This window comes from Microbispora siamensis, from assembly GCF_016863095.1.
Classification (GTDB): domain Bacteria; phylum Actinomycetota; class Actinomycetes; order Streptosporangiales; family Streptosporangiaceae; genus Microbispora; species Microbispora siamensis.
On the sequence record NZ_BOOF01000055.1, the window covers coordinates 1 to 23006 of the forward strand.

24 protein-coding genes are annotated in these 23006 nt (G+C 72.0%); 11 read left to right on the top strand and 13 right to left on the bottom strand.

Annotated features, from left to right (window positions below):
* On the top strand, positions 1 to 418 hold a 418-nt coding region (locus Msi02_RS36350; RefSeq protein WP_204052342.1), incomplete at its 5' end, for a VOC family protein.
* A gap of 23 nt (positions 419 to 441) precedes the next feature.
* Here Msi02_RS36350 and Msi02_RS36355 read toward each other — a convergent pair.
* Positions 442 to 876, bottom strand: coding sequence for an ester cyclase (locus Msi02_RS36355; RefSeq protein ID WP_204052343.1), 435 nt, complete (start codon positions 874 to 876; stop codon positions 442 to 444).
* On the opposite strand from Msi02_RS36355, the gene Msi02_RS44135 reads away from it, so the two are divergent.
* From Msi02_RS44135 to Msi02_RS36370, 4 genes are all read left to right on the top strand, one after another.
* Entirely contained in the window at positions 854 to 988 is a 135-nt protein-coding gene (locus tag Msi02_RS44135; protein ID WP_275414207.1) for a hypothetical protein, read from the top strand. The two genes, Msi02_RS36355 and Msi02_RS44135, sit on opposite strands and share 23 nt — an antisense overlap.
* A gap of 55 nt (positions 989 to 1043) precedes the next feature.
* Entirely contained in the window at positions 1044 to 2018 is a 975-nt protein-coding gene (locus tag Msi02_RS36360) for a GlxA family transcriptional regulator (RefSeq protein WP_204052344.1), read from the top strand.
* Positions 2015 to 2638: a DJ-1/PfpI family protein gene (locus Msi02_RS36365; RefSeq protein ID WP_204052345.1), complete on the top strand. Its 624-nt coding sequence runs from the start codon at positions 2015 to 2017 to the stop codon at positions 2636 to 2638. The genes Msi02_RS36360 and Msi02_RS36365 overlap by 4 nt, the downstream gene beginning before the upstream one ends.
* Before the next feature lie 101 nt (positions 2639 to 2739).
* Complete coding sequence (locus Msi02_RS36370; RefSeq protein ID WP_204052346.1) at positions 2740 to 3651, top strand: Gfo/Idh/MocA family protein; 912 nt, start codon at positions 2740 to 2742, stop codon at positions 3649 to 3651.
* A gap of 20 nt (positions 3652 to 3671) precedes the next feature.
* Here Msi02_RS36370 and Msi02_RS36375 read toward each other — a convergent pair whose 3' ends face one another.
* From Msi02_RS36375 to Msi02_RS36400, 6 genes are all read right to left on the bottom strand, one after another.
* The gene (locus Msi02_RS36375; RefSeq protein WP_239109073.1) at positions 3672 to 4319 is read right to left on the bottom strand and encodes a DUF2306 domain-containing protein; all 648 of its coding nucleotides are present in this window, start codon (positions 4317 to 4319) and stop codon (positions 3672 to 3674) included.
* Positions 4320 to 4497: 178 nt separating this feature from the next.
* A complete protein-coding gene (locus Msi02_RS36380; protein ID WP_204052347.1) occupies positions 4498 to 4833 on the bottom strand; it encodes a hypothetical protein in 336 nt (111 codons plus the stop codon).
* A 63-nt stretch (positions 4834 to 4896) separates the two neighbouring features.
* The gene (locus Msi02_RS36385; protein ID WP_204052348.1) at positions 4897 to 5373 is read right to left on the bottom strand and encodes a GntR family transcriptional regulator; all 477 of its coding nucleotides are present in this window, start codon (positions 5371 to 5373) and stop codon (positions 4897 to 4899) included.
* A gap of 61 nt (positions 5374 to 5434) precedes the next feature.
* On the bottom strand, positions 5435 to 5914 hold the full coding sequence (locus tag Msi02_RS36390; RefSeq protein ID WP_204052349.1) for a GntR family transcriptional regulator: 480 nt from the start codon (positions 5912 to 5914) through the stop codon (positions 5435 to 5437).
* 100 nt (positions 5915 to 6014) lie between these two features.
* A complete protein-coding gene (locus Msi02_RS36395) occupies positions 6015 to 6686 on the bottom strand; it encodes a JAB domain-containing protein (protein WP_204052350.1) in 672 nt (223 codons plus the stop codon).
* Between the two features lie 52 nt (positions 6687 to 6738).
* A complete protein-coding gene (locus Msi02_RS36400) occupies positions 6739 to 7476 on the bottom strand; it encodes a GntR family transcriptional regulator (RefSeq protein WP_079315738.1) in 738 nt (245 codons plus the stop codon).
* A gap of 221 nt (positions 7477 to 7697) precedes the next feature.
* On the opposite strand from Msi02_RS36400, the gene Msi02_RS36405 reads away from it, so the two are divergent.
* From Msi02_RS36405 to Msi02_RS36420, 4 genes are all read left to right on the top strand, one after another.
* Positions 7698 to 7910, top strand: coding sequence for a hypothetical protein (locus Msi02_RS36405; RefSeq protein WP_239109074.1), 213 nt, complete (start codon positions 7698 to 7700; stop codon positions 7908 to 7910).
* A 233-nt stretch (positions 7911 to 8143) separates the two neighbouring features.
* Positions 8144 to 9058 (top strand): 4-hydroxy-tetrahydrodipicolinate synthase, encoded by a 915-nt coding sequence (gene dapA, locus Msi02_RS36410; protein ID WP_079315737.1) that lies wholly within the window; start codon positions 8144 to 8146, stop codon positions 9056 to 9058.
* A 113-nt stretch (positions 9059 to 9171) separates the two neighbouring features.
* Positions 9172 to 10857, top strand: coding sequence for a ribonuclease J (locus Msi02_RS36415; RefSeq protein WP_079315736.1), 1686 nt, complete (start codon positions 9172 to 9174; stop codon positions 10855 to 10857).
* 58 nt (positions 10858 to 10915) lie between these two features.
* Positions 10916 to 11404, top strand: a complete 489-nt coding sequence (locus Msi02_RS36420) for a DUF402 domain-containing protein (protein ID WP_204052378.1) — start codon at positions 10916 to 10918, stop codon at positions 11402 to 11404.
* 7 nt (positions 11405 to 11411) lie between these two features.
* On the opposite strand, the gene Msi02_RS36425 is transcribed toward Msi02_RS36420, so the two are convergent.
* The 5 genes from Msi02_RS36425 to Msi02_RS36445 form a co-directional block, all read right to left on the bottom strand.
* Entirely contained in the window at positions 11412 to 12950 is a 1539-nt protein-coding gene (locus Msi02_RS36425) for a DHA2 family efflux MFS transporter permease subunit (protein ID WP_204052351.1), read from the bottom strand.
* Positions 12951 to 12981: 31 nt separating this feature from the next.
* Positions 12982 to 16251: an ATP-binding protein gene (locus Msi02_RS36430; protein ID WP_204052352.1), complete on the bottom strand. Its 3270-nt coding sequence runs from the start codon at positions 16249 to 16251 to the stop codon at positions 12982 to 12984.
* A 68-nt stretch (positions 16252 to 16319) separates the two neighbouring features.
* Positions 16320 to 17441, bottom strand: a complete 1122-nt coding sequence (locus Msi02_RS36435) for a hypothetical protein (RefSeq protein WP_204052353.1) — start codon at positions 17439 to 17441, stop codon at positions 16320 to 16322.
* Positions 17438 to 18712 (bottom strand): glucarate dehydratase family protein, encoded by a 1275-nt coding sequence (locus Msi02_RS36440; RefSeq protein ID WP_204052354.1) that lies wholly within the window; start codon positions 18710 to 18712, stop codon positions 17438 to 17440. The genes Msi02_RS36435 and Msi02_RS36440 overlap by 4 nt, the downstream gene beginning before the upstream one ends.
* Positions 18713 to 18720: 8 nt before the next feature.
* Positions 18721 to 19623, bottom strand: a complete 903-nt coding sequence (locus Msi02_RS36445; RefSeq protein WP_204052355.1) for a 5-dehydro-4-deoxyglucarate dehydratase — start codon at positions 19621 to 19623, stop codon at positions 18721 to 18723.
* 418 nt (positions 19624 to 20041) lie between these two features.
* On the opposite strand from Msi02_RS36445, the gene Msi02_RS36450 reads away from it, so the two are divergent.
* Together Msi02_RS36450 and Msi02_RS36455 are read left to right on the top strand one after the other, a co-directional pair.
* Entirely contained in the window at positions 20042 to 20845 is an 804-nt protein-coding gene (locus Msi02_RS36450; RefSeq protein WP_239109076.1) for an NAD-dependent epimerase/dehydratase family protein, read from the top strand.
* Positions 20817 to 22262: an aldehyde dehydrogenase (NADP(+)) gene (locus Msi02_RS36455; protein ID WP_204052356.1), complete on the top strand. Its 1446-nt coding sequence runs from the start codon at positions 20817 to 20819 to the stop codon at positions 22260 to 22262. The genes Msi02_RS36450 and Msi02_RS36455 overlap by 29 nt, the downstream gene beginning before the upstream one ends.
* A 54-nt stretch (positions 22263 to 22316) precedes the next feature.
* On the opposite strand, the gene Msi02_RS36460 is transcribed toward Msi02_RS36455, so the two are convergent.
* The gene (locus tag Msi02_RS36460; protein ID WP_079315730.1) at positions 22317 to 22949 is read right to left on the bottom strand and encodes a TetR/AcrR family transcriptional regulator; all 633 of its coding nucleotides are present in this window, start codon (positions 22947 to 22949) and stop codon (positions 22317 to 22319) included.
* Between the last annotated feature and the right edge of the window lie 57 nt (positions 22950 to 23006).

A 23006-nucleotide genomic window follows, 5' to 3' on the forward strand; every position in this document is an offset into this window, starting at 1 on the left:
GGGTTCGGCCATGACCACGGATGACGCTCTCTTCTCCGCGATCGGCCGCATGGTGGTGCTCGTCGACGACCCCGACGAGGCGCTGGCCTTCTACCGCGACGTCCTCGGCTTCGCCGTCCTGCACGACTACGTGGCGGGCGGCTACCGCTTCCTGCACATCGGCCTGCCCGGACAGGAGGGGGTGGGGCTGTGGCTGATGCCGATCACCTCCGAGCGGCAGCGCGAGCTCGTCGGCTGGCAGACCGGCGGGCAGCCGCTGCTCGTCCTCTACACCGCCGACCTCGCCGTGGTCGCCAAGCGGCTGCGCGACCACGGCGTACGGGTCTGGGACGAACGCGAGGACCCCGACAGTCGCTCCCTGCACTTCGCCGACCTGTATGGCAACGTCGTCGTCGTGGCCCAGCTACTGGGCGCCTGAGGCCGTACGACGGCCGGCCCACATCAGGGGGCCGGCGGCGGTTCGAGGCGGATGCCGAGCTGGGAGTAGAGCTCCAGTTGGTCGTAGTAGTCCCGATCAGTAATGATCTTGCCGTTCTCGACCGCGCAGGCACAGCTGCCCCGGACCGTTATACGACGGCCCGTTGGGGCTGCCACTCGGCCGTCCGGCAGCAGGAGCGGGCCCATGTGCGTGCCGGTCATCGTGTACTCGGTGAAGGCGGGGTCCTCACAGGGGGCCTTGTACCAGGCGGTGTAGCAGATGTCGGGGAAGACCTTGCAGAGGTCCTCGTAGGTCCAGGCGATCTGCTCACGGCCCTCCGCGATGCCCGCCGGGCTGACATACACGGCATTGGGCGCGTAACAGTCCAGCACGTCGTAGAGGTCGTGACTGTTGATCGCGGCGAAGAGCCTGTCTTTGAGTTCTCGAGCGCTCGGCATCGTCCTGGCCACCTCCTTGGCGCTCGGCGGCGCCGCAGAGACCTGGTTCAAATCTAACAAGCGCTTCGTCGCCGGGCGTCCGGCCGGGCTGATGCTCGCGCTGATGGCGTAATGTGCAATATCCGTGTCGTTGACGCCATGAAGCCATGCTCGGAAGCATTGAGGGCATGCAGCGACGCGTGGTCATCGTGATCTTCGATGGCTTCCAGATGTTCGACCTCGCCGGACCGGCCGACGTCTTCACCACGGCGAATCTGCTCGTGCCCGAGCCCGGCTACCGGGTCGAGGTGACGGCCGTGCGCGCCGGGGCCGTACCGGCGCAGAACGGGATCACGACCCTCGTGGAGACTCCGCTGGGCGAGGTCGCGGGGCCGATCGACACGCTGCTGGTCGTGGGCGGGCTGTCGGTGCCGGGACACCTGCGCGATCGTGAGCTGGTCGCGGGCATCGCCCGGCTGGCGGCCGGGGCCCGGCGCGTCGCCTCCGTCTGCAACGGGAGCTTCCTCCTCGCGGAGTCCGGGCTGCTGGGCGGCAGGCGCGCGACCACCCACTGGCTGGTCGCCCGCGAGATGGCCGACCGCTATCCGGACGTCGAGGTGGACGCCGATCCCATCTACATCCGCGACGGGGACGTCTGGACCTCGGCCGGGGTCAGCTCGGGAGTGGATCTCGCCCTTGCGCTCGTGGCCGACGACCACGGCCACACGCTCGCGCGGAACGTCGCCCGCGGACTCGTGGTGTACCTGCACCGTCCGGGCGGGCAGAGCCAGTTCAGCGCCCCCATGCGTGCCGCCGTCCCACGAGCCGAGCCGCTGCGCGAGATCCAGGCGTTCATCGACGCCAACCCGGCCGAGGACCTGAGCGTGCCCGCGCTCGCCCGGCGGGCGGGGATGAGCGAACGGCACTTCTCCCGCGTCTTCACCGAGCAGACCGGAGTCTCCCCCGGCAGGTATGTCGAACGCAGCAGGGCCGACGCCGCCCGGCGGCTGCTGGAGACCACCGGCCACCCCCTGGACAGGGTGGCCAGGGAGTCGGGACTCGGTGCCCCCGAGACCCTCTACCGGGTCTTCCGCCGCCACTGGCGCGTCTCACCCGGCGACTACCGCCGCCGGTTCCGATCGAAGGAAGGCAGCAGATCATGAACATCGCCATCCCCCTCTATCCCCGGTTCACCGCGCTCGACGCCGTCGGGCCGTACACGGTGCTGGCCTTCGCGCCGGGCTGCACGGTCACGTTCGTCGCGGCCGAGCCCGGGCCGGTGCTCGACGACCGGGGGAGCCTCAGCCTCGCGGCCACCGCCTCGTACGAGGACCTGCCCGCGCCGGACGTGGTCGTCGTGCCCGGAGGACCCGGGACGATCCAGGCGCTGTCCGACGCGGAGCTGCTGGGCTGGATCGCACGGGCCCACGAGCGCACCCGGTGGACGACCTCGGTGTGCAGCGGCTCGTTCCTGCTGGGCGCGGCGGGGCTGTTGAAGGGCCGCAGGGCGACGACCCACTGGGGATGGCTCGACCAGCTCGCCGGATTCGGCGCCGAGCCGGTCAGCGAGCGCGTGGTGATCGACGGCAAGATCGTGACGGCGGCGGGGGTGTCCTCCGGCATCGACATGGCCCTGACCCTGCTGGCCACTATGCAGGACGAGGAGACGGCGCAGGCCGTGCAGCTCGCGATCGAGTACGACCCGCAGCCGCCCTTCGCGGCCGGCAACCCGAAGACCGCCCCGGCGGGCCTGAGCGACAAGGCGATGGCCCTCATCGGCTGAGCCTGTCGGTAGGTCAGGTTTCGGGCAGGAGCGTTACGTCCCGTGAAAGCCCGCCCGAAACCACCGATACCGGTCGTAACACGTCCTCTATCCTGAGTCCCGTGCTCGTCGCCCTGGCCGGTCTGGCCACCAGCCATCCGTACGCCGACGCCCGCAGCCTCGGGCGCCACGCCGACCTGGTGGTCTGGGAGCCCGATCCCGCGGACGAGCACCCGCGGGCGACGGTGGCCGACAGCCTGACAGGCCTGCTCGCCACCCGCCCGGACGGCGTCGTGCTGACCGTGCCGGGGCCTCAGGTGCCCGAGGCGCTCGCGGCCGTGCTCGGCACGGACGCGCCCTGCTTCGTCAACAAACCGGCCGCGGCCACGCGCGCCCAGCTCGACGCGGTGGACCGGCTGGTCACGCCGGTCGCCGACCGGGTCATGTCCACGTCTGTCCTGCGCTTCGCCCCGCGGTTCACCAGCGCCAAGGCCGACCTCGCCGAGGTGCTCGCGGTGCGGGCGACCGTACGCCACGACGTGGGCCTGTGGGCCACGGGCTACAACCCCTGGCAGGACACTCCCGGTGAGGGCGGCGGGACGCTGGTGACCATGGGCCTGCACGGGGTGGAGCTGCTCGTCGCGCTGCTCGGCCCCGACGTCCGGCTCGTGGGCGCCGCCGGGTCGATCCGCGCGTACGAGGGGCTGAGATCGGAGGACACGGGCGTGCTCGCGATGCGCTGGGCGAACGGCATCCCGGGAACGGTCGAGGTTCTCGGCGCGTCGGAGGGGGAGTCGTACGAGGTCGTGCTCCACCGGCGCGACGGCAGCGAATCCATCCTCATCGAGGGCGGTGCCACGCCGGCCCGCGACCTCGGCTACGAGGGCGTCATCGAGGCGTTCCTCGCGATGATCGCAGGCGCTCCCAGCCCGGTCCCCTGGTCGCAGACGCGTGCCATCCTCGACGTCCTCGTCTCCGCGCGCGAAGCGTCCACACCCGCGCTCGATCAGACTCCGGTCGGCGGCGGAAGGTAGGCGCGGACGGCCTCCGGAGGTCATGCGTCCCGCAGACGGGCTTCGGGCAGGCGTCGGCGCCGCCTGATGACGCTCTCGACCACGACCAGGTTGACGACCCAGCCCAGCGTCTGGCCGATCGGGATCATCGAGGTCGCGAGTTCTCCCATCGATCCCGGGTCGGCCCCGCGGAAGGGGAGCTGGACAAGCAGGAGCAGGGGCACGAGGATGCGCGCGGTGACCGCGAGGAACGTCAGCGCGTAGTTGCGCGTCATCCAGTCGCGGTGGGCGGCGAAGTCGCGCCGGCGGGCGGCCCGGTACGCGAGGCCGCCGGTGATCAGCCACAGGACGGCGGCGGTCGTGAGGCCGATCTGCGTCATGAGGCGGCCCGACCACAGCGCGACCGGGATCGTGGCCACCGCGGACGGCAGCACCCCGGCGAGGAGATAGGCGCGGCCAAGTGTCCGGTGGATCCGCCTGCGCGCCCGCACTGCGGGCATGAACTGCAGGGAGCCGAGCACGAGCGCGACCGCGGCGGTCCCTATATGGCCCACCAGAACGTAGTAGTGGAGGCTGTCGCGCACGTCGAGGCGGCTGTCGTCGACATCGAGGCCCAGGTAGGGATAGACGAGCACCGAAGTCGCGATGACCGCGACGATGAGGACCACCCATGCCGTTCGCCTGTGCATAGCCCGGAGCCTCGCAGGCACAGGCTGCTCCAGCATCCGCCCCCGGATGGCCGTGCGCATACGCAAATAGGCGTATGAAACCGGTCGTCTGACAGCTCGATGTGCGCTCCGCGATGCCCGCCGTACCCTCGTCATCCGCAGGACGTATCGCTCGGCGCGTCGCCGGGCTGTCCAGCTTTCACCAGTCGGGCTCGTCCGCTCGCACGGTGTAGGAGGTGTGCGTGGAGTCCAGCCATTCCTTGTCGATCTCGCGACCGACCACCCTGCCGATTGCGGTCAGCGCGGAGGTGAAACTCTCGCGCGGATCGACCGCAGACTCCCCAGGCTTCTGCTCGTCTATGTTGAAGCGCAGGTTGTGCAGGTAAGGATCGAGCGCGTCCGGGTCGCGGCCGGATCGGTAGCCCGTGTCGAGGATGTCGAGTACGGTGATCAGTTCGCCGCAGGCCGCCGCCCCAGGACGTATGGAGCTGCGCCGTTCTATGGGCAGATTCCATCCGGAAGGGTCCGCGCCCATGCGTCAATCGCGGTAGGCGCCGGATCCAGCCCTGGCGTCGGGTGCGGTGGCACTGTGGGCAACTCAGTCCTCCGGCCAGTTCTCCTGTGGAGAGACGTAGGTGCCACGATGCGGGACGGTGTAGACCCAGCCTTCGGCCCGCAAGGTGGCCATGGCCTGACGTACGGTCATCCTGGCCACTCCGTACGACTGCGTCATCATGGTCTCGCTGGGGACCGGCCTGCGTGGTGAGATCTCGCCGCGTCGGATGCGGCCGATGACGTCGTCGGCGATCTCCCGATACAGCGGCGTTCTCTGCGCTTCCCGGGGGGCCTCACCCGGCCGCCCGACGAAGGTGCCTTGGCCCTGCACCGTGTATACGAGACCTTCATTACGTAACGCTCTGACCGCCCGTCGAGCGGTGGTCCGCGCGACGCCGAACTCGCACTGTATGCCGGTCTCGCTGGGCATGAGCGCACCCGGCTGCAGTCGTTGGATTCGCTCCCGCAGGATCGTGGCAATTTGAAGGTAGAGGTGGGTGTCGCCGTCGTGGTCCAGCACGAGCTCACTGTAGGTATTACGGCGGTCCCGCGATCGTCTCGGCGAGCAAGCTGTGGATAAGTCAGCTCTCCGGCCAGTCCTCTTGCGGCGATACGTACGTGCCACGATGCGGGACGGTGAACACCCATCCCTGCTTACGAAGGAAATCCACGGCGTTGCGGGCGGTGGCTTTGGCGACGCCGTACTGCTTCATCAGTGCCTTCTCCGGCGGGATGCGCCGATTGGGCACGAGATCTCCGCTGCGGATCTGCTCCAGGATCTCGGCCGCTATTCGTTGGTAGACGGGCGTCCGTTCGGCTGACCGTGGAGTGCCCGGCTGGCCGACGAATGTTCCTTCGCCTTGGACGGTGTAGACTAGGCCCTGCTCGCGGAGTTCCCGGGTGACGCGTCGTGCTGTGAGGCGGGCGATGCCGTATTCCGCTTCCAGTTCGGTCTCGCTCGGAACGGCGTCTCCCGGCTCCAGCTCGCCGTGATCGATCTGCTCACGGATGATCTCGGCGATCTGTTTGTAGATCGGCACCGGACCGTCGCGATCAATCATGAAGGAATGATAGACGAAACCGGACGTCTACCTACAAAGCAGACAACCTATGCCGCGATGTATAGGAGTAGTAGACCTCTATAGCTAATATGGTCTACAGCTAGTCAGGCTGATCGTCAGCCGTGATCCGACGCCAGGCGGTGTCGGTGACGATCACGTGGTCGAGGAAGCGGAGGCCGACGGTGTCGGCGGCCTCGTGGAGGCGGGCCGTGACCTCGACGTCGGCGGGGCTGGGGTCGAGCGATCCGCTCGGGTGGTTGTGGGCGAGGCCGAAGGCGGCCCCGCCGGAGAGGAGGACGGTCGTGACGATGTCGCGGACGGGCGCGGGGGTGTGGTCGCTGCCGCCCTCGGTGACCACGGTCCTGCGCAGCACGGCGCCGCGGCCGTCGCAGACGACCACGACCAGCCGCTCGCGCGGCTGCCCGTGCAGCAGGGGAGCGGCAGCCGAAGCGATGTCGGCCGAGCAGGTGATCCGGCTTCGCTCCGGCTCCGCCTGGGCCCGTCGTACGAGATGGAACGCGGCCGCCACACGGGCGGCCTTGGCGGGGCCCACGCCGGGGACGGCGAGCAGCCGATGGGCCTCGGAGCGGGCCAGCTCGCCGAGGTCGCCGCAGTGGGCGATGACCTGGGAGGCGAGTTCGACGGCGCTCACGCCCCTGCTGCCCGAGCCGAGCAGCAGGGCGAGCAGCTCCCTGTCGGCGAGCGCCGCGGCTCCTGACGCCAGGAGCCGCTCACGCGGCTGGTCGGCCAGGGGCATGTCCTTGACGCGCATCGGCACCTCCGGATGGGGGATCCGGATCGGTTGTACCAGTGGGCACCGACAGTCAGAGGGGGCTGGGAATGCCGTAGACCAGCCGGAATCGGTCGCCGGGCACCACGGCGTCGCTGGTCTCCACCGGACGCTCCCCGGCCCAGTACGTGCGCTCGATCTGGAGCACCTGGACGCCGGCGGGAAGCTCGAGCAGGTCGCTCTCGGTCGGCTGGGGGACACGGATGAGCACGGTCTCGCTGATCTCGGTGAGCGGCAGGCCGCTCGCCGCGAGCCGGAAGGCCGCGCTCCTGCGTTCGTACGTGCCCTCCTCGGGCGCCTGGCTCTGCCCTGGCTCGACCGGTTCGTACGAGGTGAGCAGCTGCACCGGGCGGCCGTCCCCGCGGAAGACGTAGCGGGTCCTGATCACCGGGCTGCATTCTCCGACGCGCAACCGGTGGGCGATGTCGGGAGGGGCGTCGGCGAGTTCGCTGCGCCAGCTCCAGCTCGGTTGTCGCCCGCCCGCCTGCATGTCGCTGGCGAAGGCGGCGTGCGGTTCGGGGAGGCGGCTGCGGTGGAGCGGGAGCAGGATCGGTTTCTCCCGCACCCGGTGCCCGGAGCCCACCCGGCCGATGATGAGGCCCTCCTGGGCGAGCACGCGCAGCGCGTGGCGGGCGGCCGTCTCTCCGACGCTGTACTTCCGGGTGATCTGGTGCCGCGAGGGGATCGGTGCGCCCGGGGGGAGCGTGCCGTCGACGATCTGGCGGCGAATGTCCTCGACTACGCGCAGGTAGACCGGATCAGAGTTTGCCATCAATCCATCCCTGAGGGGGTGACGGGTCCTCCAAATCTTGGCGTATTCGCCGGGCGACCGAGAGTGACGGAGATGGCCTGTGACTCCAACTTTGCCTGGTGAAAGGGCTGCTAATGGGTGATTGTGCCGCTAAGCGGCCAGGTGCTGATATTCCCCTCCCGCCGCCCTATCACGGCATCCATGCCAGCCCTCCCAGAGACGGGCACAGGAGGATCAACTGGATGAAGCCCACCAACCGCAGCGATCGCGTACGGGTGCGCCGCCACACGTGTGAGTGCAAGGCGACGATCTACGAGCTGTGCGCGGCGGGCGGACTGCTGTTCATCCGGCGGACGACACGGGGCAAGAAGGTGGAGATCCGCGAGACCGAGCGGCTCGTCGCCGCGCGGATGGAGGAGCTGTGGGTGAAGCTCCTCTCGGGGGAGGTCCACTGATCCGCACCCCAGGGGTGCAGAAGCCGCTGTTCGCGGCGTTCCGGAAAAATTTCGCCAGCGGTGTGTAACGTCCGCGTAAGGAGCGGCGATTCCCGGTTAGAGGTCGCTGATGTGTGTACCCCCGAGCACATATCGGCGGCCTCTTCCGCTGCCGGCGGCGCCCGCGGGGCGGTACTGGACATAACGGGGTGGCGAGGTCCATCACTCCTGCGGATCCGGGTACCGTTCGGTCTATGGCATCGCCTACTGGAACCTCCGACGCCCCCTTCGGCCGCACGCTGACCGCGATGGTCACGCCGTTCACCTCTGACGGCGCCGTCGACTACGAGGGCGTCCAGCGGCTCGCCGCCTATCTCGTGGACGAGCAGCGCAACGACGGTCTGGTGGTCAGCGGCACCACGGGGGAGTCCCCCACCACCTCCGACGAGGAGAAGGACCGCATCCTCCGCGCGGTCGTCGAGGCCGTGGGCGACCGGGCCACCGTCGTGGCCGGCGCCGGCACCAACGACACGCGGCACAGTGTGGAGCTGGCCAAGGCCGCCGAACGCGCGGGCGCGCACGGTCTCCTGGTGGTGACCCCTTACTACAACAAACCGCCGCAGGAGGGTCTGCTCCGGCACTTCACCGCCGTCGCGGACGCGACCGGCCTTCCGGTGATGCTGTACGACATTCCCGGCCGCGCCGGGGTGCCCATCACGATCGAGACCCTGTTCCGGCTGGCCGAGCATCCGCGCATCGCCGCCGTCAAGGACGCCAAGGGCGACCTGTTCGCGGGCTCGCAGGTGATGGCCTCCACCGACCTCGTCTTCTACTCCGGCGACGACCTGCTGAACCTGCCGTGGCTCTCGGTCGGCGCGGCGGGGTACGTCAGCGTGGTGGGCCACGTGGTGGGCGCCGAGTTGGCCTCGATGGCCGACTCCTACCGGTCCGGTGACGTCGAGAACGCACTGGCCCTCCACCGTCAGCTCCTTCCGGTGGTCTCGGCGATCATGACGCGCACCCAGGGGGCGATCATGGTCAAGGCGGCGTTGAAGCTGGTGGGCCAGGACGCCGGGTACGTCCGGCCGCCGCTCGTGGACGCCACGGAGGAGCAGATCACAGCGCTTCGGGAGGACCTCATCACGGGGGGCCTCAAGCTTGCGGATTAGATCAACAGATGGAGCCGAATGAGCGAGTTGAACAGAAGAAACGACGATAGGGAACCGCGCGTGAGCGCGCACTGCGAGGGACCCCAGGACGAGCGCGGGGCGGAGGGCGCGGAATGAGTCACCCGCATCCCGAACTCGGGCCACCCCCGCCGCTGCCGGAGAACGGCCTGCGCATCGTCGCGCTGGGGGGTCTCGGCGAGATCGGCCGCAACATGGCGGTCTTCGAGTACGACGGCCGTCTGCTCGTGGTGGACTGCGGCGTGCTGTTCCCCGAGCCCGACCAGCCGGGCGTCGATCTCATCCTGCCCGACTTCGACTACATACGGGGGCGGCTCGACGACATCGAGGCGCTCGTGCTCACGCACGCGCACGAGGACCACATCGGCGCGGTGCCGTACCTGCTGCGGGAGCGGCGCGACATCCCGGTCGTCGGCTCGCGGCTGACGCTCGGGCTCATCGAGAGCAAGCTGACCGAGCACCGGATGCAGCCGGTCAAGGTCGAGGTGATCGAGGGCGAGCGGCGCTCGTTCGGGCCGTTCGAGTGCGAGTTCGTCTCGGTCAACCACTCGATCCCCGACGCGCTGGCCGTGGCGATCCGCACCCCGGCGGGCCTCGTCCTGCACACCGGCGACTTCAAGATGGACCAGCTTCCGCTGGACGGGCGGCTGACCGACCTCGGGGCGTTCGCCCGGCTCGGGGCCGAGGGCGTCGACCTGCTGATGTCCGACTCCACCAACTCGGAGGTGCCGGGCTTCGTCACCAGCGAGCGGGAGATCGCGCCGGTCATCGACGACGTCTTCCGCAGCGCGTCCAAGCGGATCATCGTGGCGAGCTTCGCCTCGCACATCCACCGCGTCCAGCAGATCATGGACGCGGCCGAGAAGCACGGCCGCAAGGTCGCGCTCATCGGCAGGTCGATGGTGCGCAACATGGGCGTGGCGCGCGAACTCGGCTACCTGAAGGTGCCCGGGGGCCTGCTCGTGGACTCCCGGGAGATCGAGGAGTGGCCGCCGGAGGACGTGGTGCTGATCTGCACCGGCTCCCAGGGCGAGCCCATGGCGGCGCTGTCGCGCATGGCCAACCGCGACCACCCCATCAGGATCGCCGAGGGCGACACGGTCCTGCTCGCCTCGTCGCTCGTGCCGGGCAACGAGACGGCGGTCAGCAAGGTCATCAACGGCCTCAACCGCTGGGGCGCGCGCGTGGTCCACAAGGGCAACGCGCGGGTGCACGTCTCCGGCCACGCCGCCGCGGGCGAGCTGCTGTACGTGCTCAACCTCACCAAGCCGTCCAACTTCATGCCCGTGCACGGGGAGTGGCGGCACCTGCGGGCGCACGCCCGGCTGGCCGAGCTGACCGGCGTGCCCACGGAGAACATCGTGATCGCCGAGGACGGCGTGGTCGTGGACCTCGTCGACGGCCAGGCGAGGATCACCGGCGCGGTCCCGTGCGGGTACGTCTTCGTGGACGGCACCTCGGTGGGCGACATCACCGACGTGGCGCTCAAGGACCGGCGGATCCTGGGCGACGAGGGGTTCATCTCCATCGTCGTGGTGGTGGACTCCACCACCGGGAAGCTCACCGGCGGACCGGAGATCACCGCCCGCGGTTCGGGCATCGACCCCGACGCGTTCGACGCGGTCGTCCCGCAGATCGAGGCCGCGCTGCAGGAGGTCGCCGCGTCGGGGGTGGCCGATGAGATGCAGATCCGCCGGACCATCCGGCGTACGGTGGGCCGCTGGGTGAGCGACACCTACCGGCGTCGCCCGATGATCATCCCGGTGGTCGTCGAGGTCTAGGGAACAATCCCGTTGTACTCGGAGACGGGCGTGGCGTAGCGTCCCGCCCGTGTCCGAGATGAGGATCATCTACCGCAAGTACGGCGGATCGCTGCACTGGCACCACCACGCGCGCGTGCTGGGCGAGGACGAGCACGGAGTCTGGGTCGGCTGTCCCTCCGGGATGATCGCCCAGCGGGGGCACGAGCCCCCGACGGTCTTCGAGTTCGCGTCCGTCATCCTGTTTCCCCGCGACGCGTGGTGGACGGCGGCGTTCAACGCGCCGCCGCGCAAGGCGGAGATCTACTGTGACATCACGACGGTCCCCGTGCGCGGCGACGCCCGGATCACGATGGTCGATCTCGATCTCGACGTGCTCCGGATGCGCGACGGCCGGCTGATCCTGGACGACGAGGACGAGTTCGCCGAGCATCAGGTGCGGTACGCGTACCCGGAGGAGATCATCCGTCAGGCGGAGCGGTCGGCCGCCTGGCTGATGGAGGCCGTGGGCGCGCGTACCGGCCCGTTCGGCGGCGCCCACGACCGCTGGCTGTCCCAGGTCACATGACCGGGGATCACTTGACCGGGACCGGCTCGGGCTCGTCCACGGTCTCCGGGATCACCTTGGGCACGCCGCGCAGCGCGAACGGCACGGCGACCGCGAGCACGAGCAGGATCGCCGCGCCGGTCAGCACGGTGACGTGGATGCCCTCGACGAACGCCTGCCGCGCGGCCCGGGCGACGGCCCCCGCGGCGTCGCCCGGGAGCGCGGCGGCGGCCTTCAGCGCGCCCGCGAGCGTGTCGCGGGCCTCGGCCGCCGCGCCATGGGACAGCCCGGGCGGAAGCACCAGGCCGTTGCGGTAGGCGCTGGTCAGCACGGTGCCGAGCACGGCGATGCCGAGCGCGCCGCCCATCTCGTGGGCGGTCTCCGAGATCGCGCTCGCCGCGCCGGCGCGCTCCTTGGGCACCGAGGCGAGCAGCGTGTCGCCGGTCACCGCGAACGTGAAGCCCATGCCGACGCCCTGGATGAGCATGGCGACGAGCATGTAGAGGTAGGGCGTCCCGGTATCGATCCGGCTGAACAGGATGAACCCGATCGCGGTCAGCACCAGTCCGAGGCTGACGACCGGCCCGCGGCCCCACCGGTGCACGAGCACCCCGGACAGCGCGCCGCCGAGGCCCCCGGCGAGGCCGCCCGGCATGCCGGCGAGCCCGGCGGTCAGCGGCGACCAGCCCATGACGAGCTGGAAGTACTGCGCGAAGACCACCGACATGGCGAGCATCGCGAAGACCGCGACCAGTTCGGCGCCGACCGTGGCCGCGAACGCGCGCCGCCGGAACAGCGCCACATCGATCAGCGGCTCGGCCAGCCGGGTCTGCCTGCGGACGAACACGACCAGCGCGGCGACCGCGACCACCGCCGCGACGATCACGCGGGCCTGCGCGACGCCGCCGGTCGCGGCCTCCTTCAGCGCGTAGATCAGGCCGAGCACGCCCACGGCGGACAGCGGGACGCTGACGAGGTCGAGCCGTCCGGGACGGGGGTTGCGCGACTCGGGCAGCACGACGAGCCCGGCGGCCAGGACGACTACGACGACGGGCACGTTGATCAGGAAGACCGAGCCCCACCAGAAGTGGTCGAGCAGCAGGCCGCCGACGATGGGGCCGAGGGCGAACCCGACCGCCGACACGCTGCTCCAGATGCCGACCGCGGTGGTCCGCTGCTTCGGGTCGGTGAACACGTTGCGGACCAGCGACAGCGTCGAAGGCATGACGGTGGCCCCGGCGACCCCGAGCAGGGCCCGGGCGGCGATCAGCAGTGGGGCGTTCGGCGCGTACGCCGTCAGGGCCGAGGCCGCGCCGAAGGCGGCCAGGCCGGCGAGCAGCAGCCGCCTGCGCCCGATGCGGTCGCCGAGGTTGCCCATCGTGACCAGCAGCGCGGCCAGCGCGAAGCCGTAGATGTCGGCGATCCACAGCATCTGGGTGGCCGAGGGCGCGAGGTCCTCGCCCAGCTTCGGCAGGGCGAGGTGCAGCACGGTGAGGTCGAGGGACAGCAGGAGCACGGCCGCGCACGCGACGGCCAGCGTGCCCCACTTCCGGGAGGTGTCGTTCATGGCCGTCAGCGTGCGCGCGGACGCTGACGGCTCACCCACCGAGCGCTGACAGGTGCCTTTCGATGACGGTCAGCGCCGCCGCCTCCGTGCCCGTCCTGATCTCCGCCGTGACCGGCACCCGCTCCCGCGTGAACGCCCCGGCCTCGGCGTACGCCCGGTCGAAGGCGCCGTCGCCGAGGGCGCTCCGGCAGCGCGCCTCGATCCGGGCGACGTCCGGGTCGCCGGCGGCCGGGGCTCCGCGCAGGGCGGCGCCGATGCCCAGCAGCCAGGCGGCCCGCTCGGGGGCCTCCTCAAGCAGCGCGACGCCGGCGACTCCCTCCGCGACCGCGGCGGTCATGACGAGGCTGCGGGTGCCGAGCCCGGTGGTGAGGGCACGGCGGTGCCAGGCCAGCGCCTCGGCGGCCTCGCCCGACATCTGCGCGGCCCAGCCGAGCGCGAGGTAGACGCGCGAGCGCGTCTCCTCGGCGGTGAACCATTCGGCCGTGCACTCCGCCAGGGCCGCCTCGTACCACCGGCGGGCCCGGGGCAGGTCGCCGCCGAGCCGGGCGAGTTCGCCGAGCCCGAGGAGCGCCGTCGCGAGGATCTCCGGGGCGCCCGTGCGCCGGGACAGCTCGGCGCCCCGCTCGAAGTCGGCCCTCGCGGCGTCCGAGTGTCCGGAGCGCATCCGGGCCCAGGCGCGGCGGCAGAGGGTCTCGGCGAGGTCCGCCGTGGCGCCCAGCCGCTCGGACAGGTCGAGCGCCTCGTTGGTCAGCGCCTCGACGCGTTCGAGATCTCCCCGCCGGTCGGCGACGTCCGCCATGGCGGACAGCATCATCACCCGCAGCCAGACGTCCCCGGCGGCGCGGGCCTCCCGGAGCGCGCCGGTGAGCTCCTGCTCGGCCTCGTCGAGCCGGCCGTCGAAGGCCTTGAGGTAGGAGAGGCTGAACCGGCTGAGCATCCGCGTCCACGGGTCGCGGTCGAACACGCGGAACAGGTCCTCCAGCCGGTGGAGCTCCTCCCTGGCGGGAGGACCGCTGATCATCGCGTGCAGCACGAGGAGGAACGGCTGGCGGGGTGGCATGGGCAGGGTGTAGGTCCGGCGGACGGCCTCGGCCACGAGCGCGTCCACGACGGGGCTGCTCGTCCCGCCCCAGGCCACGAGGCAGGCGCACACGACGTGCTCCTCCTCCAGCCCCTCGGGCGGCGTGGCGCCGACCCCGCCCAGCAGTTCGGCGGCCAGCCGGGCGGCCTCGCCGCGCAGTCCGCGGAGCAGCCAGTAGCCGGTCGCGGCCGACAGCAGCCGCAGCGCGGAGGCCACGTCGCCCGCGCGTACGGCGCGGCGCAGCGCGGCCTGCAGGTTGTCGCGCTCGCCGTCCATCCGGCGCAGCCACTCGATCTGGCCGGGCCCGCGCAGGTGGGGGTCGGCCTTGGCGGCCAGGTCCAGGACGTACGCGAGGTGGGCCTTCCGCATGGACTCGCTCTCGCCGGCCTCGGCCAGCCGTTCCGCGCAGAACGCGCGGATCGTCTCCAGCATCCGGTAGCGGTCGTCCACCACCTCGACGAGGGACTTGTCCACCAGGGAGGCGAGCACCCCGTCGGTGTCGGGCAGGCCGCACACCCGCTCGGCCGCCTCCAGCGTCGCGCCCCCCGCGAAGACCGTCAGCCGCCGCGCGAGCGCGCGTTCCGGCTCGTCGAGCAGGTCCCAGCTCCACTCGACGACCGCGCGCAGCGTCCGGTGGCGCGGCTGCGCCGTACGGCTGCCGCGCGACAGCAGCGCGAAGCGGGGCGCGTCGCCCTCCGGCTCGGAATCGCCGGTTCCGAGACGGGCGGCGATCTGGGCCAGGGGCAGCGAGCGCAGCCGCGCGGCGGCCAGTTCGACGGCGAGCGGCAGCCCGTCCAGCGCCCGGCAGATCCGCAGCACGTGCTCGACGTCGCCGGGCGCGAGAACGAAGCCGGGCCGTACGGCGGCCGCCCGCTCGACGAACAGCCGTACGGCCGGGTAGGCGAGCGCGCCCTCGACGGCGGGATCTCCAGCGGGATCCCCAGCGGGCGGCGGGACCCGCAGTGGGGGAACCGGGCACAGACGCTCCCCGGTGATGCCGAGCGCCTCCCTGCCGGTGGCCAGCACGCGCAGGGCGGGGCACGCCGCGAGCAGCCGGTCGGCGAGCCGGGCCGCCTCCTCCACGACGTGCTCGCAGTTGTCGAGCACGAGCAGCACCGGCCGCAGGGTCAGGGCCGCCACCAGGCGGGCGACGGGATCGGCGGCGCCCTGCCGCGTCCCGGGAGCGGGGATGGCCACGGCGGTCTCGCGCAGCCCGAGCGCGCCGAGCACGGCCTGCGGCACGTCGGCGCCGTCGGTGAGCGGGGCCAGTTCCACGAGGCAGACCTCGCCCGGCCACCGGGCCGCCGCCTCGATCGCCAGCCGGGTCTTCCCGGTGCCGCCCGGGCCGGTGAGCGTCACCAGCCGCGCCTCGGTGAGCAGCGCGTCGATGCGCTCCAGCTCGGCGGCGCGGCCCACGAGAGAGGTGAGCGGGACGGGCCGCCCGCCGGGCGCGGCGGAGGCGGGAGCGAGGGCCGGATCGGAGCGCAGCACCGCGAGGTGGATCGCGGACAGCTCGGCCGACGGGTCGGCGCCCAGCTCGTCGGCGAGCACCCGCCGGGCGTCCTCGAAGACGGACAACGCCTCCGCCGGGCGGCCCGCCGCGTAGAGCGCGCGCATGAGCTGCCCGCGCGAGCGCTCCCGCAGCGGGTGCGCGGCGACCCGTTCCTGCAGTTCGGGCAGCACGTCGCGGTGCCTGCCGAGGGCCAGGGCCGCCTCGGCGAGGTCCTCGGCCGCCGACAGGCGCAGCTCCTCCAGCCGGGCCGCCTGGGCGGGCGCGAACGGCGCGTCGGGCACGTCCGCGAGCGCCGGCCCGCGCCACAGCGCGAGCGCGGCGTCGAGGAGATTGGCGGCCCGGGCCGGGTCGCCCGCGTCGAGCGCCCGCCGCCCCTCTGCCGCCAGCCGTTCGAAGCGTGAGGCGTCCACGTCGTCCGGGTCCACCGCGAGCCGGTAACCCGCCGGTTCCCGCACGACCAGGTCGCCCAGGTTGCCAGGGCCGGCGAGGTGCCGGCGCAGCCGCGACACCTGGGCCTGCAGCGCGTTGTCCGCTCCGGACGGAGGCTCGGCGCCGTACAGGCCGTCGATCAGGCGGTCGGTGGTGACGATCTTCCCCGCGTTGAGCAGCAGCAGGCCGAGCAGCGCGCGCAGCCCCGGCCCGCCGACGGGGACCGGGCGGTCGCCGTCGGGCCGCGCCTCCGTCGGGCCGAGGATGCCGAACCGCATGCCCATGATTGTCCCGCATCGTCCGGCCCTGCGCGGCCCTGTGCGAGAGCGATGCGGCACTGTGCGGCTCAGCGGCGGATCGCCTCCGTGATCGCCTTCAGCCGGGCGGCGGAGGCGAGGCCGCCGTGATACCAGTGGATCTCGGCGGCGCCGGCCGCCGTGTAGGCCTCGGCCAGGAACGACAGCGCCCCGCCGTCCGCCGGGCGCGGGGGCAGGGCCAGCACGTACGCGCCCACGCGGGGACCGAGCCGGCCCAGGGCACGCAGCCCGGCCTCGTCCACCTCGGGGGCGTTCCAGCAGTTGCCGACGAGCAGGTCCACGTCCACCCCCGCGGGCACGGTCGCGAACGGGCCGGTCGCCCACGGGTCGGCGTTGGCGTGCAGGGCGATCTTCAGGTCCGGCCGCAGGGCCCTGGCCTCGGCCAGCAGCAGGTCGCGCAGTTCGCCCGCGAGACCGGTGCGCAGGTCGCGCATCGCGCCGGCCAGGTCGCCGAGCGCGTCCTCGACCGAGCCCGGCGCGCCGTCCACGCCCGCCCGCACCCGCGCGCGTACCTCGGCGACGTCCAGCCCGGCGGCCTCGTAGCAGCGTACGCAGGCCGCACAGAAGCACAGCGACAGCAGCGCGATCTGCGCGGGCGACCAGTCCGCGCCGTCGGTCTTCTCGTGGTGGCCGCCGTGGCGGAACCCGAGCGCGCCGCACGCCTCCAGGATCAGCGCGTCGGGGTCGCCCACCTCGACGACCTCGTGGACCAGCGTGCGGCAGTAGTCGCGCACGTCGGACGCCGCCGGGCACAGCGCGTACGGGTAGATCTCGCCGAAGGCGTTGGTGACGACCAGGTCGGGGTTGGCCGAGCCGAGCAGCGTGTTGTGGGTCAGCACGGTCCACGCCTGGACCGGCAGGCCGGCGGCGCGCACGGCGTCCCTGGCCTCCCCGAACGGGTCGGCGGAGTCCATCCACGACGGCGTTCCCGGCACGAGCCGGTTGCCCTTCCACGCCTCCTCGCGTACGGGCACGTAGCAGGCCGCGTGCCGCGCCTCGACCAGCCGGTGGGCCGGATGGGCGGGGGTCGCGGCGCGGGTGGTGTGGTAGGACGCGGCGAGCGCCACGGCGTCGACGCCGAGCGCCTTGAGGCGTGCGGCGGCGCCGGGGTCGCCGACGATGTCCCAGGGGTAGGCGTAGATGACGTTCACCAGCGTGGCCTCCGTGCGGAGAAGGACGGGTCGACGGACCTCATGTACGTCGTGTCGTCACGGGAGCGGACCCCGCACTTCTCATACTGCTCGTTCATGATTGCGAGGGCGTCGCGGTCGAGTTCCACTCCGAGCCCCGGGCCGTCCGGCACCGGGACGGCGCCGTCCACGAACCGCAGCGCGCCTTTACCGCCCGAAGATGGCGCGACCACGTCCTGGCCGTCCTGCCAGGGCGTGTGGGTGTCGCAGGCGTGCGTGACCGCCGGGGTGGCGGCGGCCAGGTGGGTCATCGCGGCGAGGCTGATGCCGAGGTGGGAGTTGGAGTGCATGGACAGCTCGATGCCGAAGGTCTCGCACAGCGTGGCGATGTGCGCCGAGCGCACCAGACCGCCCCAGTAGTGGTGGTCGGTGAGCAGCACGCCGATGGCTCCCTGTCGTACGGCCGGCGGGATGTGCTCGGGAGTGACGACGCACATGTTCGTGGCGAGCGGCATCGGCACCTCGGCGGCGACCCGCGCCATGTTCTCGATGCCCTCGGTCGGGTCCTCCAGGTATTCGAGGACGCCGTCGAGCTCGCGGCCCACCCGGATCGAGGTCTCCACGCTCCAGACGGCGTTGGGGTCGAGGCGCAGCGGATGCTCCGGGAAGGCCTCGTGCAGCGCGCGGATCGCCTCGACCTCCTGCTCGGGCGGGAACACGCCGCCCTTGAGCTTGATCGAGCGGAAGCCGTACCGGCCGATCAGCAGGCGGGCCTGCTCGACCACCCCCTCGGGGTCGAGTGCGGCGCCGAAGCCGTCGTCCGGCGCGCCCGGATGGCCCGCCCACTTGTAGAAGAGGTAGGCGCTGTACGGCACGGCGTCGCGCACCCTGCCGCCGAGCAGGTCGACGACGGGCCGGCCGGCCGCCTTGCCGCGGATGTCCAGGCAGGCGACCTCGAAGGGGGAGAAGATCCGGTCGACGGTCTTGGCCCGCGAGGAGGTGCCGGTCAGGCCGTGCAGGTCGGTGACGACGTCGGCCCCGACGAGACCGGCCACGGTGGCGTACATCGCGTTGTGGCCGTAGACGTCGTGGCCGATCAGCGCCTCGGCGGCGGCCCGCACCCGCACGAGGTGGTCGAGGTCGCCGTAGGTCTCCCCGAGGCCGGTCAGCCCCTCGTCGGTGACGACCTCGACGACCGTGCGCAGCGCCCACGGCTCGTGGACGCCGGCGGCGTTGAGCAGCGGCGGGTCGCGGAAGGCGACCGGCGTGACGTTGATCTCGCGAATCCTCATCCGGCTCCTCATCCGACGATGTCCAGTCCGGCCGCGATCAGCTTCTCAAGCCGGGCGACGTGCTCGGGGGCCGCGTCGACCAGCGGCGGCCGCACCCGGCCGACGTCGAGGCCGCGCAGGGCGACGCCCGCCTTGACGAGCGAGACGGCGTAGCCGGGCACGAGGTCGCGCAGCTCGACCAGTGGGCGGTAGAAACCGGCGAGCAGGCGCCGGACGAGGTCGTCGTCCCCGGCGGTCACGGCCTTGTGGAAGGCCAGGGCCACCTCGGGGAGGAAGCAGAACACGGCGGAGGAGTACAGGCTCACGCCGATCCCCCGGTAGGCGGGCACGGTCATCTCGGCCGTCGGCAGCCCGTTGAAGAAGGTGAAGTCGCGGTCGGTCGCCTCCCGTACGGCGAGGACGATCCGCTGCATGGCGTCGATGTCGCCGAGGCCGTCCTTGAACCCGACGACGTTGGGGATCTCGGTCAGCGCCGCCGCGGCGGCGGCCGTGAAGCGGGCGTTGGCCCGCTGGTAGACGATGATCGGCAGGTCGGTGGCCGCCGCGACCTCGCGGACGTAGCGCACCAGCCCGTCGGCGGGCGCGCTGACCAGGTAGGGCGGCAGCAGCAGCAGGCCGTCCGCGCCCGCCTCGGCGGCCCTGCGCGCGCACTCGCGGGCGAACGGGAGCGAGCCGCCGGCGCCGGACAGGACGGGGACCCGCCCGCCGGTCGACTCGACGGCGATCCGCACCACCCGCGCGTACTCGTCGATGCCCAGCGCGTTGAACTCGCCGGTGCCGCAGGCGGCGAACACCCCGCCCGCGCCCTCGGTCACCCCTCGGCTCACGTGCTTGGCCAGCACGTCCTCGGCCAGCTCACCGTCCGCGCCGAACGGTGTGACCGGAAAGAAGAGAACGCCGTCGAGCTGCATCCGCCCACTCCCTCGATGTCCACATACATGGACAAAGTTCTTCAATATGTCCACGAAGCTAGCCGGGTGATCTCGCGAAAGTCAACCTGGTCAGCCTTCGGCCGCACCGCTGGTCAGCCTGCGCGTGAACCGCCGCCGGAAGGCCGGAAGCGCGGTGATCGACTCTGCAATTGCATTCACTTGCTAGCAAGACCGTAAAAATTGGCAACAGTTAGGTCAAGGAGCGATCTCGGGTCAGATATGTGAACTATGCCCGTACTTGTGAACAGTTGGGGATTGCTGCGAGACTGGCGCCGTTCGGCATTGACACGGTCCGCACGTCGCGCGGACGATCACGGAGCGCCGCGCACCGGCGCGGGCACCGGATCCCCGTCACCGGGGCCGCGCCTTATTGCAGGGCCGATCCGACAGGAGGCACATGCGAATTCTCATGACCGGCGCGGCGGGCGGCGTCGGCACCCTGCTGCGACCCCGGCTGGCCAGGGAGGGGCGCGTGCTGCGCCTGCTCGACGTCGTACCGCTGGAGGCGGGGCCGGGCGAGGAGGCGGTGACCGCCGACATCACCGACCCCGAGGCGATGGACGCGGCGATGGACGGCGTGGACGCGGTGCTGCACCTGGGCGGCCACAGCCTCGAACAGCCCTGGGCGGAGATCCTGCAGGTCAACATCAACGGCACCTATGTGGTGCTGGAGGCCGCGAGGCGGGCCGGAGTGCGCCACGTCGTGCTGGCCAGCAGCAACCACGCGGTCGGATTCTTCCCGCGCAGCGCGGGCGAGGCCCCCGACTACCTGTTCCCGCGCCCGGACACCTTCTATGGCGTGAGCAAGGTGACCAAGGAGGCGCTCGGCTCGCTCTACCACGACCGGTACGGCATCCAGGTGACCTGCCTGCGCATCGGCTCGTGCTTCGAGCAGCCCAAGGACGTGCGCATGCTGTCGACCTGGCTGTCCCCGGACGACTGCGCCCGGCTGGCCGAGGCGTCGCTGGCGGCCGACGGCTTCCACGTGGTGTGGGGCGTGTCGGCCAACACGCGCCGCTGGTGGTCGCTGGAGGAGGGCCGGGCCATCGGCTACGAGCCCAAGGACGACTCGGAGGTCTACGCCGAGAAGCTGATCGCCGAGCACGGCGAGCCCGATCTCGGCGAGCTGCCGCACTCGCTGGTCGGCGGGGCGTTCTGCGGCCCCCGCTACGATGTCGAGAACCTTTCTGCGGGGGGATGAGGTGACCGACCAGGTGAAGGACGCCGTCCGGTCGGCGGTCGAGCGGGCCGCCGCGGCGGGCGAGGCGTGGCGGGCGACGCCCCCGGCCGAGCGCGCCACCGTGCTCGAAGGCGTCGCCGACGCCCTGCTCAAGCACGCCGAGGAGCTGTGGCCGGCCGCCGCGGAGGAGACCCGGCTGCCGGAGGCGCGGCTGCGCGGCGAGATCGCCCGTACGGCCGCGCAGTTCCGGCTGTTCGCCGACGTCCTGCGGGACGGCGGATGGGTGGAGGCGGTGATCGACCACCCCGATCCCGGCGCCACCCCGCCGCGTCCCGACGTGCGCCGGATGAACCACCCGCTCGGCGTCGTGGCCGTCTTCGCGGCCAGCAACTTCCCCTTCGCGTTCTCGGTGGCGGGCGGCGACACGGTGTCGGCGCTCGCGGCCGGCTGCCCGGTCGTGGTCAAGGCCCACGAGGGGCATCCCCGCACCTCCGACCTGACCGCCTCCGTCGTACGGCAGGCCCTGCCCGACCCCGACCTGCTCGGGCTCGTGCACGGGTTCGAGGCGGGAGCGCCGCTGGTGCGGCACCCGCTCGTCACGGCGGTCGGCTTCACCGGCTCGCTCGCGGGCGGGAAGGCCATCCAGAAGCTGATCGACGAGCGGCCCGACCCCATCCCGTTCTACGGGGAGCTGGGGAGCGTCAACCCGGTCGTCGTGCTGCCCTCGGCCGACCCCGCCGAGGTGGCCTCCGGGTTCGCGGCCTCGCTGACCCTCGGGGTGGGACAGTTCTGCACCAACCCCGGCCTGGTGTTCGTCCCGGCGGAGGGAGGGTTCGAGCAGGCCGTCGCCGAGGCGGTCGCCGCCACCAGCGGCGGGCCCATGCTGACCGACAAGATCCGCGAGGGCTACCTGCGCGCGTCCGGCCGGCTGGCCGGGCGGCTCACCGTGCTGGCCTCCGGGGGCGCGGTGGACGGCATCACCCCGCAGGTCTTCGCCGCCGACCTGGAGGCGTTCGCGGACGGGCTGCCCGAGCTGGGGGAGGAGTGCTTCGGCCCGTCGGCGATCGTCGTCCGCTACCGCGACCCCGCCGAACTGCCCGCCGTGCTGCGGCGGCTGCCGGGGTCGCTGACCGCGACCGTCCACGCGGCCGGGCCACAGGAGGCCGGCGACCTCGTGCCGGTCCTGCGCCGCCTGGCCGGGCGGCTCATCTGGAACGGCTGGCCCACCGGTGTCGCCGTCTGCTGGGCGATGCATCACGGCGGCCCCTGGCCCGCCTCCACCGCCCCGGCGCACACCTCCGTCGGAGCGGCCTCGATCAGGCGCTGGACGACCCCCGTGGCGTACCAGGACTGGCCGCACGATCTGCTGCCGCCGGAGCTGCGTGACGACAACCCCCTCGGCGTGCCGCAACGTGTGGACGGCCGCCCGCGCGTCTGACGCCGCCGCGCTCGTTTCCGCGCCGCTCCCGTTCTGGGGGAGCGGCGCGGATCGCTATTCGGGATCGAGCCCGAGGAGCCGGGCGACCAGGGAGACCTGCTCGGCGTAGTGCCGGACGAACTCGGGGGAGCGGGCATCTGCTCCGCAGACGCCTTCGACGACGTGCGGCAGTGTGACGGTCGCCATCGCGGCGGCCATCAGCATGATGCTCAGGCAGGCCGGGTCCACCTCGTCCGGCAGCCGGCCCGCCGCCTGCCGGGCGTGGACCTCGTCCACGTAGCCCCGTAGCCGCTCGGAACGCGGCGCCTGGTCGGGATCGGTGCGCGGCCCCGCGTACTCCAGGCCGCTCCACGCGAGCAACCGGACACCGTCCGGGTTGTTCAACGCCTCCAGCGCGTACCGGCGGATCTGCTCGGGCAGCGGTGTGCCGGGCGACACCAGCTCGCTCTGGCGCTGCCGCCAGCGTTCCCCGAGGGCCCGGTAGAGGCCTTCCTTGCCGTCGAAGTAATACGAGATCAGCTGCTGGTTGACGCCGGCCCTGGCGGCGATCGCGCTGAGCCGGGCACCGGCGAAGCCGTGCGCGGCGAACTCGGCCGTCGCCGCGTCCAGGATGAGCCCGCGGGTGCGCTCCGGGTCGCGCCGGCGTTCCTCGGGCTTGGGAGACCGGCGGGGCTTCGGCGTGGACATGATCCAATCATAGCCCTGACAGTCACATCCGGCCGGTCAACACATTCAATCATCTGA